Raw genomic sequence first — 15,217 nt, forward strand, 5'->3', positions numbered from 1 at the left:
CCCTAATCAATTAGTTCCTTTCCTTTAGTGTAATTAAATACAGGCCCATCTAAACAAATATATGTATCATCCATCTTACAATGTCCGCATTTTCCAAGACCACAGCACATCTTTCTTTCTTGAGATATCCATATATTTTCTTCTGGTACTCCTCTTTTTAAAATTTCTATAACAGTAAACTTCATCATTATAGGAGGCCCAACTACTACAAAGGCAGTATTATTAACATCCTTAATTTCAAGATCAGGAATGAAAGTCGTAACTAAGCCTGTTTTCCCTGCATAACCATCTTTAGCTTTATCTACTGTTAAGACTAAATTTATATCTTCTTTCCATTGTTTTAAATTAGCCTTAAATAAAACATCATTTGGTGATTTGAAACCACAAATCAAATTAAAACTTTTGCATTTAGTCATGTTATTTGCAAAATAATCAACTACACCTCTTACTGGTGAAAGTCCTGTTCCTCCAGCGACTACAGTAACTTCTTTTCCTTCATAATCTTTTACGTTAAATCCATTACCATAGGGTCCTCTTAAAAATAGCTTATCTCCAACATAATTTGTAAATATTTCATCTGTAACTTTCCCAACTCTACGTATTGTTAAATCTACAGTTCCTTCGCCTATTCCACTTACAGATATTGGAGCTTCTCCAAACTTAGGCAGAGAAACTTCAAAGAATTGGCCAGGTTTAACTTCTCCTTCAAAGGTCATTCTAAATGTATATTCTATATCAGTATGCTTGATAACTTCTTTTATTTCAGATAAAAATGGGATATATTCATTTTTCATTTATTCCACCTCTTTTACAGCATTTTCAAGTTTATTTATACAATTTGAGAAAGATATGTATTCAGGACAAACGTCGTCACATCGACCACACCCTACACACATATGATATCCAAAACGTTTTTTATAATCATAAACCTTATGCATAACCTTAAATCTCATTCTCTCGCCTTGTGGTTTTCTAAAAGTAATTCCTCCAGCCATATCTGTATATCCATCTACCTGGCAAGAAGCCCATACTCTACGACGTTCTCCAGCTTTTCCATTATCTTTGTAGAAAATATCCTGCATGGTAAAGCAAGTACATGTTGGACAGACAAAATTACAACGGCCACAGCCAATACAACGGCTTGTATATTCATCCCACATTTTAGATTTAAAAACTTTTGTATCTAAATTATCTGGTATTTTTACGTTGACTTTATTGTCGTTTACAAATTCAGGTGTAACAGCTTCCTCTTTAAATTTTTCCTGATTTATCAATTCTTCTAGCTTGTCCCATTTACAGTCTATTAATGTAAAATCATCTTGAACTTTAATATAAGCATCATAATCATTAGTTGTATTTGTTTTCATATCAACACAGAAGCAGTTATCAAAAGTTTTACTACATCCCATAAGAATGAATTTAGTATTTTCCCTAAGTCGCTTATAATAAAAATCTTCTGGACCATTATTTAAATAAATTTGATCTAGACGCTTTAATGCATTTAAATCACAACTTCTTAAAAAGACAATAGCCCCCTTCTTAGGTGCAGCTGATACTTTAACTTCGTCCTCAGTAAAATAAAATAAAGTTTCATTGATAGGCATTAGTATTTCCTTAAATGAATAATCAGATTTCCTATCAAAGACAATTTCATCTATTGTTGATACTTCACCATATCTAATAGTATCAGTATCTGAAAAACATCCATCACCTTTAAATACTTTTGGTGCATAAATTAAATACTCTTTTGAAAGAGTACTTAAAAGAGTATTTGCTGTTTCAGTAATTATTTTATATCCCATTTTACCACTCCTATTACTTGTTAATTTTTTCACTTTTCAAGGCATAAAATTTTTTATACGTAATTTTTATCCTCTATACTAATAGAATAAATAAAAATAAAAATAAACACCGTGATATACATCACGATGTCTTAAAATAATCTGAAAGTTTCTGTAAATCAGGTATAACTATTTTTTTATCTTTATAATAAAATAAGTTTTTACTCTGTAATACTTTTACTGCTCTCGAAACAGTTTCTCTTTGACTTCCTAATAAATCTGCAAGGTAGGTAATACTTATGTTCATATCAATAATGATACCATCATTGCATCTAACTCCATAATCTCTTCCAAGTTTATATATTTTTGCTACAAGCTTCTTTTCAATCTTTATTGAGGAAGGTGTGTTCTTCAATTGCCTATACATACGTCTAACTTTATTTGATAAGGATTCTATAATTACTTTTGTTAAATTGAAATCTCTTTCCATTATCTCTATTAAAATATCTCTATTTATTTCAAATATTTCGGCTTCTTCAAAAACTTCACAATTTATTGATTCTGGCATATCCTCAACTATAACTTCATTTATTATTTTTCCATTATCTAATATGAACATAACTTTTTTTTGACCATTTTCATTAACTTTGTATAATGATACAGAGCCACTTACTACTATATATACAAAATTTATCTTCTCTCTTTCTGAAAATAGCATACTTCCATTAGAATGCTTTTTTATTTTCCCATATTTACTTATCAATGCTATTGTTTCATCAGATACATCAGAAAAAATTTTTAGATTTTTAAGTTCTTCTATCATAGTTTAATCCATACCTCCTTTTTATATAGTAATTTTCCACAAATAATGAATACAACTATTATTTTCCTCATTAAAACTCATTCTACCACATTTCTACTAAAATATTAATATAGACTTTATATTTTAAAGAATTTGATATTTAATTAACAAATTCAGAAAAAACGTGATTAATATCACGGTTTAATGAAATTAAATATGATACCCTTATCTCAAAATATATTAAATGGAGGCGCAATATGAATAATATGGAATTAAAGGGCAATTCAAAACAAGGACTTACAGGTGCCACACTTGGTTTTTTTATTGGATTTGCTGCTGTTGCACTTTATGGGTCGACAGTAACCGTTTTTAAACAAAGTTTTGCTGGTATAAATCCAATCTTATTAGCTTTACTAGTCTCAGCACCATCCTTATCTGGCTCGCTACTTAGAATACCTTTTGCCGCTTGGGTTGATACAACAGGTGGTCGTAAACCTTTTCTAGTTTTATTGGTATTATCTATAATAGGAATGTTAGGACTATATATTGTAATGGCATTTTTTAAAGAAAATTTAGGTCAATATTATTGGCTATTATTTAGTTTAGCAATTTTATCAGGATGCGGTATAGCAACCTTCTCTGTAGGTGTAAGTCAAACCTCATACTGGTTTCCACAAAGTAAACAAGGATATGCTGCAGGTATTTATGGTGGTGTAGGAAATATAGCACCTGGAATCTTCATGGTTATTATCCCTAATATAGCGTTACCTCTTTGGGGACTTTCTGGTTCATATTTGGCATGGTTAATATTCTTAACAATTGGTACAATAATTTATTTCTTTATAGGACAAAATGCTTGGTACTTTCAACTTCTTGAAAAAGGAGTAAGTAAAGAAGAAGCAAGAAAAATAGCTGCTAATAAATACGGTCAAGAGTTATTCCCAAACAACAAGGTTAGTGAAAGTTTAGGAATGTCAGCTAAGTCGTGGAAAACTTGGGCTTTAGTTGGAATATATTTTGCTACTTTTGGAGGTTTTATGGCTTTAACAAGCTGGTTCCCTACATATTGGACAAGTTTTTTTAAAGTATCTATGAAAACTGCCGGTTTATTAACAGCTTTATATTCAATTGTTACTTCTATAACAAGAATTTATGCAGGTAAAATAGCTGATAAAAAAGGTGGAGAAGCTACTGCACTTATCTCCCTTAGTGTTATGCTTATAGGTGCTGTATTTTTAACTTTAAGTTCTTCTATTGAATTTTCAGTAATAGGTATATTGATTTTAGCACTTGGTATGGGTGCAACTAATGCAGCAGTTTTTAAAATTGTCCCTAAAGCTGTACCCCATGCAGTTGGTGGTGCTTCAGGATGGATAGGTGGAATTGGTGCATTAGGAGGCTTTATAATTCCTCCAATTATGGCTTCTTTCATTGATAATTCCGGATCAAATTTAACAGGATATTCAAATGGCTTTGTAGTTTTCATAGCATTGGCTATCGCAGCTATTATTATATTAACTGTAATAAATAAAGTAACAAAAAGTAGTTCTAAAAACTAATTATTTACAAAATATAATATTAAAATTAAAAGGTGTTGTAGCATTAGCAGATTAAAATCTTAGTGCGACATCACCTTTTAATTTATGTTATCAATTCTCTCTTGAATTTTAAATTTATATTTAGCAATTTAACATTACCATTTAATCTATAATAAACTTATAGATATCCAATTTAAGAGTTTTACTTAGAAATGTAATAAGCATGAATAATTGAGAAATTATAATTATAATACTAAACTAGAAATCCGATGCATTTTTCTGGAAGCAGGCATGTGAAATTGAGCTGATGATGGTTCTTAAGCAGATAAGTGAAAGTCCAAATCTATGATTTGGTTTCTTGAACTTAGTTAACTCATCATGAGTTAACCTCCTTTAAAAAACTGATTTGGTGTGAATCGCTTACTCAGTGAACGAACGTGAGTCGAGTTTCCTCTATGGTTGTTTCATTTTCTGCTTGTCATAAATTTACATCCGGAACATGCAGAAATGAGTTCAACCTTCCACTTAGAACCTTCCAGCGAAAATTTCACTAGTCCTGTGGAAGATAAATGTATCTGATTTCGGTAATTGTTGCATAAGTCTAATTCTCGCTTTTGATATCTTTATCTATTGTAATCGCTTTAAAACTAAATTTATTAAGCTAGTTTTTTTATACTTAACGCACTTTGAAGATTATTAATTTCTTCACATAATTCAGAAATTTCTTTAATAATCTCAACTGTTCTAAGTTTTATAGAATTTCTTTGTTCCATATTGTTAGCCATTGTTTCATAGATAAGTATCAATTGAGCTAACTCATCATCTTTTATACTTATATGTCCTTTTTCAGAACAATATTGGGTCAATAAGTAACTAATATGCTCCAACGAATAAAATGCAGGCCACATCATTTCAAGCATTTCTTCATTATTAGGAATCTCTCCCAATGCTGTATTATAAGCCATTTTAAAGTTCATGTGATCAATTTCCATTTTTTCTCTTATAGCATTTGTATCATTATCACTGTTATTACTTGCTAAAAATACGAGCACTCTAGAGTGACTACGCAATAATTTTGCCATTAAATCTGGCAATCTACTTGATGCCGATTTGCGACCAATTATATATGTACCAATTAAACCAATAGCAGACCCAACAATTATATCAGTAATACGTGCTGTAGCAAAATAACCTATATTATGAATTTGAGTTGAATTTTCTGCTATAAGTATAGAATTAGGTGTTATAAATATTGCAGCTAGAGCATAATTTCTTGAAATAGCAAGTTCTATTAATGCTGTTAAACACATATTTACTACTACAACCATAAATCCCTGTGGTTGAAAACTTAAGATAGCTATAGCTAATATTATACCAATTATTGTTCCTACAGAACGTTGAATTGCCCTATGAAAAGTTGCCATAATTGTTGATCCACACATAACAGCAGCACAAGATAAAGTTATCCAATATGGTCTTGTAAATGGAAAATAAAATGCTACAATTGCTGATACTGCTAGTACAATCCCATACCTTATTGAATTAACAAAAACTATTGAATCTTTATTTATTGCATTAATAAATTTTATTGTTATTGATGGTTTGTTAATTTCAATACTATGTCCAATATATCTTAATGGTAAATTTATAATAGCTTCTATATCATAAATCACCTCCAAAACCTTATTATATTCAGTATCAAATTCTCTTGATATTTTGTTTATTTTAATAGTTTCATCTTGACTCAAGTCAACACCAACTTGTAATTTTCTTATCATTTCAATTAGTTCTTTTGGTAATTTATTTGAACCTTTTGAATTTAGTTCAAGTAATGCTAAAAATAATTTATTAGCATGTTTATTTAAAAGCACTAACCGATTAAATATAAATGAAACCTTCCAGCTATTATAGCCTACATTAAGAATTTCCTCAGCTTCCCTCAGTGAATTAACAACTCGATTTCGTACTTGACTGATATTTTCACTTCCAATAGCGTCTGCGAATTCTCCCAATGCTAAATATACTCCTTTAATCTTTTTCAGTTCAGGACCATGAGGATTAAAAAAGTATCCAATCAAACTAACTATCCAAGAAAACATACTACTTGCAAATACGACTCCAATAAATATAGGTATATCAGAATTTTCGAGTTTTATCCCTGTTGTCATTGTAAAACTCAATATAAAAAATACTGCAGCTGGCCCAGTTATCTTAAATATCCCAAAAATGAAAGTTGTAATTATTCCTATTAATCCTACTATCAGCACAATTAGAGCTGGATATGGAGCAGCAAAAATCCCTAAGCAAACTGAAGTTGTTATACCAATAGCAATGAAAAATATTTTCTTTACACGTTGTGCATACGGCTCATTAAATACATACAAATATGTAAATCCACCAATTGCACCTAATAATCCATATCTAACCTGATTTAATAGCAGTCCTATAAGTACTGGAAACCCTCCACAAAGAGCTGCACTTAGAGCCTTTTCCCATGGAAAAGGATTTTTATTTAATTTAAACGCTTGTTTTATTATACCTATATTCATATTATCTTCTTTCCTTCTTGTTTTAATTTAAGTTTTTCATCATTTTTTCTAATGTTTTATTAAAGTTTTCAAGTTCCTCCTCAGAAATATTATTTATTGCCTCTATTTCTATACTCGTAGCAGCCTCATACCAACTAGGAAACATATCATAAGCCTTTTCTGTTAATTCAATACGTCTCTCTCGTTTGTCTTTTCCTTCTGTTCTTATTACAATTCCCATCTCTTCCATTCTAACTAAAGTTCTTGTAATTGTTGGTGCTTCAACTCCAAGGTACTTACATAGTTCAATTTGAGTACATTGCTTTTTTTTGTGTAAGTATAATACAATTCCCCATTGTGATGAATATAATCCAAGTGGTGAAATTTTCTCATTCAATTTTTTTGTAAAACTTCTTGCTAACTGATTCACGTTATGTCCATGTAAAATCATCTATAAACCTCCATATACTTACCTAAGTAATTATTACCTAGGTAAGTATAGCATTTTTATTATAAATAATCAAATTAAAAATAAAATAACAAAAAGCCTATATCTTATATTAAATAAGATATAGGCTTTATTTATAATACATTGCATTTATTTAAACTACATCAAAGAAACACATTTGATCACTTTCAGGAAGACCTTTTAAGCAATCAAATTTTCGAAGCAACTCTATACCAGCATTTCCAATTTTAGAACGCTTCTTAACATCATCTACAGAATTAAATTCTTTTTCTTTAGCCGCATTAGCAATTCCCTCAGCTGCTACATTTCCCATTCCAGCTATACTGTTAAGTGAAGGTCTTATTCCACTTTCTTCAACTTGAAATCTTGTAGCATGTGATTTGTATAAATCTATTGGAAGGAATTTAATACCTCTTTCATACATTTCTAATACTATTTCTAGATCATCATACATATCTTTATCTTTAGGGCCTGCATCATTACCCATAGCATTTATTTCTTGCATCTTTGCTTTAACTTTTTCTTTACCAAAGATCATAAATTCTGCATCAAAAGCTTTTGCTCTGATACTAAAATATGTTGTATAATAAGCTCTAGGTATATGAACCTTAAACCAAGCTATTCTAAATGCCATCATTACATAAGCAGCAGCATGAGCCTTTGGAAACATGTATTTTATTTTTTTACATGATTCTATATACCATTCTGGTACTTCATTAGATCTCATTAATGCTTCATATTCTGGCCACTTAGGTTCTTTTAATGCCTTTCCTTTACGAACAGTTTCCATTATTTTAAAAGCAGTATTAGGAGGGAGACCTTTTTTAATTAAATATACCATAATATCATCTCTTGTACATACCGCATCACTTATGCTTGTAATTACTCCATTATCGATTAAGTCCTTAGCATTTCCAAGCCATACATCTGTACCATGAGAAAGTCCTGAAATACATAATAAGTCAGAGAAAGTTTTAGGTTTAGTATCTACAAGCATTCCTCTAACAAATTTAGTACCAAATTCAGGAATACCAAAGGTTCCTACTTCTGAATTAATTTGATCTGGAGTAACACCAAGAGCCTTTGTTGAATAAAATAAGGACATTGTTTCCTTATCATCCATAGGTATATCCTTAGGATCTACTCCTGTTAAATCCTGAAGCATTCTAATAACAGTAGGATCGTCGTGGCCTAAGATATCAAGCTTCAAAAGATTTTGATCAATTGAGTGATAATCAAAATGTGTTGTGATAATATCTGAATTAGGGTCATCAGCAGGATGCTGAACTGGACAAAATTCAAAAATTTCACGTCCCTTAGGTACAACTATTATTCCACCTGGATGCTGTCCTGTAGTTCTTTTAATACCTGTACAACCTAAAGCAATTCTCATTGTCTCTGCTTTATTAACAGGAATATTTTTTTCTTCAAAATACTTTTTGACATAACCAAAAGCAGTTTTTTCTGCAATAGTACCTATTGTTCCTGCCTTAAAGGTAGTACCTTTACCAAAAATAACTTCTGTATACCTATGAGCTTTTGCTTGATATTCTCCTGAGAAGTTTAAATCTATATCTGGTTCCTTGTCTCCATTAAATCCCAAAAAGGTTTCAAATGGTATATCTATTCCATCCTTGTGAAGATTCTCACCACAAACTGGACATACTTTATCTGGTAAGTCAAAACCATTTAAAACACCGTAATCCTCAAAATCTGAGTACTTACATTTTGTACATCTATAGTGAGGTGGTAACGAATTAACTTCTGTAATACCAGTCATATTAGCAACAAAAGAAGAACCAACAGATCCTCTAGAACCTACTAGATATCCATCTTCATTTGATTTCCAAACCAACTTTTGTGCAATAATATACATAACTGAAAATCCATTTTTAATAATGGAATCTAATTCTTTATCAAGTCTTGCCTGAACAATTTCTGGTAGTGGATCCCCATATAACTCATGAGCTTTATCATAAGCTATATCTTTAATAGTTTGTTCACAGCCATCAATATGTGGAGGACATTTTTCTGGTGAAATAGGGCTGATTTGTTCACACATATCAGCTATCTTATTTGTATTTGTAACTACTACTTCATATGCCTTATCTCTTCCTAAATACGAAAATTCCTCAAGCATTTCTTCTGTAGTCCTTAAATACAATGGGGCTTGTTGATCTGCATCCTTAAATCCTTGACCTGCCTCTAAAATACGTCTATAGATTTCATCCTCTGGATCTAAGAAGTGAACATCTCCTGTTCCAACTACAGGTTTATTTAATTTTTCTGCTAAAGTCACAATTTTCTTATTAATGTCTTTTAAATATTCCCTGCTAGGAACTTGCTCTTGTCTCACTAAATAATCATTATTTCCTAAAGGTTGAATTTCTAAATAATCATAGAATTTTGCAATTTCTTCGATTTGCTCATCAGATCTACCTAATAAGATAGCTTGAAATAACTCACCTTCACTACAGGCACTTCCAAGTATTAGACCTTCAGAATATTTTTCAAACATACTTTTTAGTATACGTGGTTTTTTATAAAAGTAGTCCAAGTGTGAATAAGATACGAGCTTATATAAATTCTTTAAACCAACATAATCCTTTGCTAGTATTATTGCATGATAAGTCCTTACCTTCTTATAAGCTACTTTTTGAGCATCTTCATCAGCAGCATATAAATCTATCTCTTCAACACTTTCTGCTCCTCTTTCCTTAAGTATTTCAAGCATTATATTAAATACCTTAACTGTTGTGTCTACATCATCTAGAGCTCTATGAGCAACTTCAACCTTTATACCTAAGTTTTTTGCAATTCTTCCTAATTTATAAGACTTAAAGTCTGGAAAAACATCTTGTGCTAAAGGCAAAGTATCAACATAAGTGAAATCAAAGTCATACCCCAGTACTTTTGCATTGTGCTTTAAGAAATTAATATCAAATTCAGCATTATGTGCAACTAATACACTTCCTTCAATAAACTCAAGCATTCTAGGAAATACCTTTTCTATGGTTTCTGCACTGCTTACCATATCATCAGTTATTTTAGTTACTTCAACAACTCTCATTGGAATTGGCTTTTGTGGGTTTACAAAAGTGCTGAATTTATCTAATATTTTTCCATCTTTAATTTTCATAATACCTATTTCAGTAATTTTTTCTGTTCGTGGCGAAAAACCTGTAGTTTCTAAATCTAAAACACAATATGTAGTATCTATGCTCTGTCCTTTTGAATTAGTGACTGAAGGTTTCTTATCTGGTGCTAAATATGCTTCAACCCCATAAATAACCTTCATATCTTTATTATCTCTTCCAAGAAGCTTATGGGCTTCCGGAAAGGACTGAACAACTCCATGGTCAGTTATAGCTATTGACTTCATTCCCCAACTCATAGCTCTTTTTATTAGATCAGAAGCGCTGCTCATTGCATCCATCTGACTCATTTGAGTATGCATATGAAGTTCTACTCTCTTCATCTCTGAATTATCCATTCTCTTATATCTTCTCATTCCTTCTGCTTCAACTATTGTGTTAGCAATAAATTCAGTTTCATGAGAAAAATTACTATAACCTGCATTTCCTGCAAGCCTAAGTCCCTTAGCTTTTTTTATTCTAGAGAATACCTCATCATATTCACCTGGTTTACAGAAGGCTTTACAAGTCATTGAATTTGTTCCATCGTATAAATCAAAAGAAATCAGCATCTTTCCACTTCTAAGTTCTTTAGCTTCTAAATTAGATATTTCACCTTCTAAAGCTATTCGTCCCTCATCTGGTGTAATGTCATTAATTTTAATTACAGGTTCCTTTATATTAGCGTTTCTTCCCATAATTAATAATGTGTTTTTCTTAACATCACCTTCTGCCTTTGAATCAGTTTTAACTTCCTCAATCTTTTTAGGTGCTTCAGGAGGTGGTGAAGCAATACTTTGTGTATTTTTGATCTCTTTTTTGATATACATCATTTCATTTGCACGTTTTTCTTCTGTCATTTTAGCAATTTCTTCACCACTTATTGTGTCAATAAATTTAATATCATATTGCTTTCCATACATAATTTTTAAAACACTATTAATTTTTTTATCATAATCCATAGTTTTTAGAAAACCTGATACTGGAATTCTCAAATTAAAGTTAATATTTTTATCAATAACCTCATATTCACAATTATTTACAACTGACTTTAATGCAGGATATTTATTAGACAAAGAACATATAATATTTTCTAATTCTTCTTCTATAGGCTTTATATTTGCTGCATCAGTATATTTAACGCGAATCTTCGAATCATTTAAAGAAAATCTTTGCTTAATGAAATTATTAAAACTCTCAATTTCATTCAATTCTATATAGTTATCAGAACTTATTTCCATTTCTAATATTTTTGTTTTCTTACGCAAAACTACTGATTCTATAATTGCTGTATTTAAGTTTCCACGTGATTCATACTCACTAAAAGCTTCATTTACTCTCTTCATACTAATCATTAACCCTCTTTTAAAATATTTAGCATGTTGCATAACTTATTATATATTATTTTTCATTTTAAATCTTAACTAATTTCTCTTTTGTATAAAAATATTTATTAAAAAAGTAATTAAATCATTAGTTATTTTTCATCTATTGATTATCATTCCATAAACTTTTGATATTGTCAATACCGATAATATGTTTGGTGAGATAAGCTTATATTTATACAATAATTTTATCTTCTAATTCTTCCTTAAAGAGTTTAAAATCCATCACTAATTCTTGTGTATCTTTAGCTATCATTAGTTCTTCATTAGTAGGGATAACTAGTACCTTAACTTTTGAATCTACAGTACTAACCTCAAATGCTTGCCCTCTAACTTTATTTTTATCTTTATCAATACTAACTCCTAAAAATTCAAGGTCTCTGCAAGTTTTTTCTCTCACTTCTGGAGAATTTTCCCCTAATCCTGCTGTGTATACAATGCAATCAACGCCACCCATTGCTGCTGCATAATAACCAATATATTTTTTTACTTTCGAATAAAATATTTCTAAAGCCAGATGTGCTCTCTTATTTTCATCTTCATCAGCAGCTTCAATATCTCTAAAATCACTACTTATTCCTGATATTCCATATACCCCTGATTTTTTATTCAAGATATCATCAATTTCAGCAGCTGATAAATTTAATTCTCTGATCATAAATGTTATTATTGCAGGATCAATAGATCCACTTCTAGTCCCCATAGGAATTCCCTCAAGTGGAGTGAATCCCATACTTGTATCAATAGATTTCCCCTCTTTTATTGCAGTTATACTAGCACCATTACCCAAATGACAAGTAATTATTTTTAAATCGTTTATATTCTTATTAAGCATTTCAGCTGCTTTTTCTGAAACATATTTATGAGAAGTTCCATGAAAACCATATTTTCTAATTGAATGTTGAGTATATAATTCATAAGGAAGTGCATAAACATATGCTTCCTCTGGCATAGTTTGATGAAATGCTGTATCAAATACTGCAACCATCGGTGTTGAAGGCATTAAATCCTTGCATACTTCAATACCGATTAAATTGGCAGGATTATGAAGCGGAGCAAGTTTTACGCACGCCTTTATATTTTGTATTACAGTATCATCTACAATTACTGATTGAGAATAAAATTCTCCTCCATGAACAACTCGATGTCCAATGGCATCGATTTCAGAAACATCGCTAATTACCCCATGTTTTTCATCTAACAGTGCTTTTAGCACAAAACTTATAGCTTCTTTATGGTCTAATATAGGGATTTCAATTTTATATTTTTCTCCACTTCTATTTTGGCATAAGACTGATCCATCCATTCCTATTCTTTCAACTAATCCCTTAGCTAATAGAAATTCATTCTCCATATCAATAAATTGATACTTCAAGGAAGAACTTCCACAATTAATTATTAATATTCTCATTCATTCCACTCCTTTAAAATCCCTTATACTTTTTTATATAAGGCAACTATTAATTAATTTATAGCATATTAAGCTTAAGCAATCCTTATCTTTAAAAATGCCTATAAATAAACTCGTTTTAAGTAAAACCTTTACATAATATTATGTAAAGGTTTTACTTAAAATAGATTATCATATTTTAAAGAAAATTACTAACTTTTTTTAATTTTTTTATTGTTTTTTTATTAACAAATTAATACTAACAGATCTCTCTTATTATATAAGAACTTCCAGCAATATGCTTAGCTTCCTTTTTGATTGCAGCAACAAATACACCTACTTCTTCTGGATTCAAAAAGTGACTAAATTCTCCATGCACTCCAGCTATTGAAATCGAAGTAATTGGAAATTTCCCTTTTCTGCCAACCCTATCTATTGCTTCAATATACTTATTATTTTTATCTTCCTCATTGAAAAAATTTAAAATACCTTCATCGAATTTCATCACTATTTCTTTGCATAAATTTTCACACTCATCAATTGAACTTTCAATAATGCTGACAAAATCATCTCCACCTACATGTCCTATAAAGCCACAAAAAGGAAATAACATTTTAACATTTGATTGTATTACTTGAGCAGTATATTTAAGAATTCTATCACCATTTTCAAAACCATAATTATCATTATAAATTTTAAAATTATCTAAATCAAAATATAAAATACAGCATTTTAATTTATTTTTAATAATCTTATTTACATTATCTTGTATAGCTGTATTTCCTGGAAGTTCAGTTAGAGGATTTAGTTGTCTAGCATAATTGCATTCAAGCTTAGTGGTATAATTCAGCAAAGATTTTATTGATACAATACCACAATACTTATCATCTTTAGTTACAATAATATTGTCATAGATTTTTTCTGGTTTTCTAGACATAGCTATCCTTGAAACTTCATTTACTGGGGTATGATAATCTACAATTAATGGCTTAGTGTCCATTACAAGATGTACTGGACGTTTTGTAAAAATAGCTACGCCATATTGTGTAGCAAGAGCTGAATCTAAAGTGTGCTTCATAATTAGACCTACAGGTAAGCCATCTTTTTCAATGCAGGCTCCCATATTTTCACTTGAAGTAAAATATTCTTTAATTTTCCCACATTGAGTTGATACATCAAAGGATTTATGTTGAATTAAAATTTCACCAATATAATTTGATTGAAGGTTATAGTAACTATTTTCTTTAAATCTCCTGCACTTAATAATCAAATTCTTAACAGAGTTTGGTATATCTAAAAAATTTCCTGCTGGACGGCTTAGAAAAAAACCTTGACCAGCGTAGACCCCTAAGTTAATTAATGTCTTTAATTCTTCTTCGGTTTCAATTCCTTCTGCAATTAACTTCATATTAGTTGCTTCTGATAGCTTAACAAAGCATTCTAATAAAGATTGTTTAAAAAAATCCTCATTAACATTTCTTATTAAATCCATATCAATTTTTACATAATGAGGCTTTGTTTCATTTAACATTTTTAGTCCAGAATAACCTGAACCCGTATCATCAATTGCAATTTTATATCCTTGTTCAACATAGTTATTCAATGCTTGTCTAAAACTTTTATAATCTTCTATACATGTTTTTTCCGTAATTTCAAAAATTATAGAATCAGGCGACATATTATGTTGTTCAAGGAATTCCTTTGTAAAGCCTTTCTTGAATTTTTCATCCTTAAAAATATATGGATCAACATTGATAAAAAGATATTTATTCTTATCAATATCAGCAGCTCTTTCAATTGCTTTAATTCTACATAATTGCTCCAATTCCCAGGTTTTATTGTAAACTTGAGCAGCTGTAAAAAGTTTATCAGGGTTCTGAAGCGGCGAATCTTTAGGTCCCCTGCTCAACGCTTCATAACCTATAATTTCACCATCTAATAGTGAAACTATAGGTTGATAAACTGTTGAAATATTTTTATTTTCTATAATATTTTCTAACTCTTCTTCATCATCATGCTTTAAAATACTAGCTAGTTTATCTAACATATTTATTATCTCTCCTTATTTGTATAACCAAATTTTTAGCATTAATATGTTGATTTTTATTGTAATAATCCCTCTTTTAAATTTCATGATACAACTAGTTTGTTAAATTTATCTACATAATATCTTAAAAGAAAGTTAAAAAT

9 protein-coding genes are annotated in these 15,217 nt (G+C 30.1%); 1 reads left to right on the plus strand and 8 read right to left on the minus strand.

What is annotated here, in order from left to right; genetic code table 11:
• Positions 1-2 precede the first annotated feature (2 nt).
• The 3 genes from asrB to L3B98_RS15510 all read right to left on the minus strand — a co-directional run bounded on the left by asrB (position 3) and on the right by L3B98_RS15510 (position 2,604).
• Positions 3-794 carry an anaerobic sulfite reductase subunit AsrB gene (gene asrB / locus L3B98_RS15500; RefSeq protein WP_238917395.1) on the minus strand — a complete coding sequence of 264 codons (792 nt, stop codon included), beginning with the start codon at positions 792-794 and terminating at the stop codon, positions 3-5.
• Positions 795-1,802, minus strand: a complete 1,008-nt coding sequence (asrA, locus tag L3B98_RS15505) for an anaerobic sulfite reductase subunit AsrA (protein ID WP_238917396.1) — start codon at positions 1,800-1,802, stop codon at positions 795-797. It abuts the gene before it with no gap.
• A gap of 121 nt (positions 1,803-1,923) precedes the next feature.
• Positions 1,924-2,604, minus strand: coding sequence for a Crp/Fnr family transcriptional regulator (locus tag L3B98_RS15510; RefSeq protein ID WP_275298433.1), 681 nt, complete (start codon positions 2,602-2,604; stop codon positions 1,924-1,926).
• A 236-nt stretch (positions 2,605-2,840) separates the two neighbouring features.
• On the opposite strand from L3B98_RS15510, the gene L3B98_RS15515 reads away from it, so the two are divergent.
• Positions 2,841-4,142 carry an MFS transporter gene (locus tag L3B98_RS15515; protein ID WP_238917397.1) on the plus strand — a complete coding sequence of 434 codons (1,302 nt, stop codon included), beginning with the start codon at positions 2,841-2,843 and terminating at the stop codon, positions 4,140-4,142.
• Between the two features lie 635 nt (positions 4,143-4,777).
• Here L3B98_RS15515 and L3B98_RS15520 read toward each other — a convergent pair.
• The 5 genes from L3B98_RS15520 to L3B98_RS15540 form a co-directional block, all read right to left on the minus strand.
• Positions 4,778-6,670, minus strand: coding sequence for an FUSC family protein (locus tag L3B98_RS15520; protein WP_238917398.1), 1,893 nt, complete (start codon positions 6,668-6,670; stop codon positions 4,778-4,780).
• Between the two features lie 22 nt (positions 6,671-6,692).
• The gene (locus L3B98_RS15525) at positions 6,693-7,100 is read right to left on the minus strand and encodes a MarR family transcriptional regulator (protein WP_238917399.1); all 408 of its coding nucleotides are present in this window, start codon (positions 7,098-7,100) and stop codon (positions 6,693-6,695) included.
• A 151-nt stretch (positions 7,101-7,251) separates the two neighbouring features.
• A complete protein-coding gene (polC, locus tag L3B98_RS15530; RefSeq protein WP_238917400.1) occupies positions 7,252-11,598 on the minus strand; it encodes a DNA polymerase III subunit alpha in 4,347 nt (1,448 codons plus the stop codon).
• 214 nt (positions 11,599-11,812) lie between these two features.
• The gene (locus L3B98_RS15535; RefSeq protein WP_238917401.1) at positions 11,813-13,048 is read right to left on the minus strand and encodes an acetate kinase; all 1,236 of its coding nucleotides are present in this window, start codon (positions 13,046-13,048) and stop codon (positions 11,813-11,815) included.
• A gap of 238 nt (positions 13,049-13,286) precedes the next feature.
• The gene (locus tag L3B98_RS15540; protein WP_238917402.1) at positions 13,287-15,074 is read right to left on the minus strand and encodes a GGDEF domain-containing protein; all 1,788 of its coding nucleotides are present in this window, start codon (positions 15,072-15,074) and stop codon (positions 13,287-13,289) included.
• Positions 15,075-15,217 lie beyond the last annotated feature (143 nt).

Origin of the sequence: Clostridium sp. YIM B02555, assembly GCF_022320955.1 — a bacterium.
GTDB lineage: Bacteria > Bacillota > Clostridia > Clostridiales > Clostridiaceae > Clostridium > Clostridium saccharoperbutylacetonicum.

Excerpts from the sequence above, each read along its gene's own strand:
- asrB (WP_238917395.1), bottom strand. The coding sequence starts at position 794 with ATGAAAAATGAATATATCCCATTTTTATCTGAAATAAAAGAAGTTATC.
- asrA (WP_238917396.1), bottom strand. The coding sequence starts at position 1,802 with ATGGGATATAAAATAATTACTGAAACAGCAAATACTCTTTTAAGTACT.
- L3B98_RS15510 (WP_275298433.1), bottom strand. The coding sequence starts at position 2,604 with ATGATAGAAGAACTTAAAAATCTAAAAATTTTTTCTGATGTATCTGAT.
- L3B98_RS15515 (WP_238917397.1), top strand. The coding sequence starts at position 2,841 with ATGAATAATATGGAATTAAAGGGCAATTCAAAACAAGGACTTACAGGT.
- L3B98_RS15520 (WP_238917398.1), bottom strand. The coding sequence starts at position 6,670 with ATGAATATAGGTATAATAAAACAAGCGTTTAAATTAAATAAAAATCCT.
- L3B98_RS15525 (WP_238917399.1), bottom strand. The coding sequence starts at position 7,100 with ATGATTTTACATGGACATAACGTGAATCAGTTAGCAAGAAGTTTTACA.
- polC (WP_238917400.1), bottom strand. The coding sequence starts at position 11,598 with ATGAAGAGAGTAAATGAAGCTTTTAGTGAGTATGAATCACGTGGAAAC.
- L3B98_RS15535 (WP_238917401.1), bottom strand. The coding sequence starts at position 13,048 with ATGAGAATATTAATAATTAATTGTGGAAGTTCTTCCTTGAAGTATCAA.
- L3B98_RS15540 (WP_238917402.1), bottom strand. The coding sequence starts at position 15,074 with ATGTTAGATAAACTAGCTAGTATTTTAAAGCATGATGATGAAGAAGAG.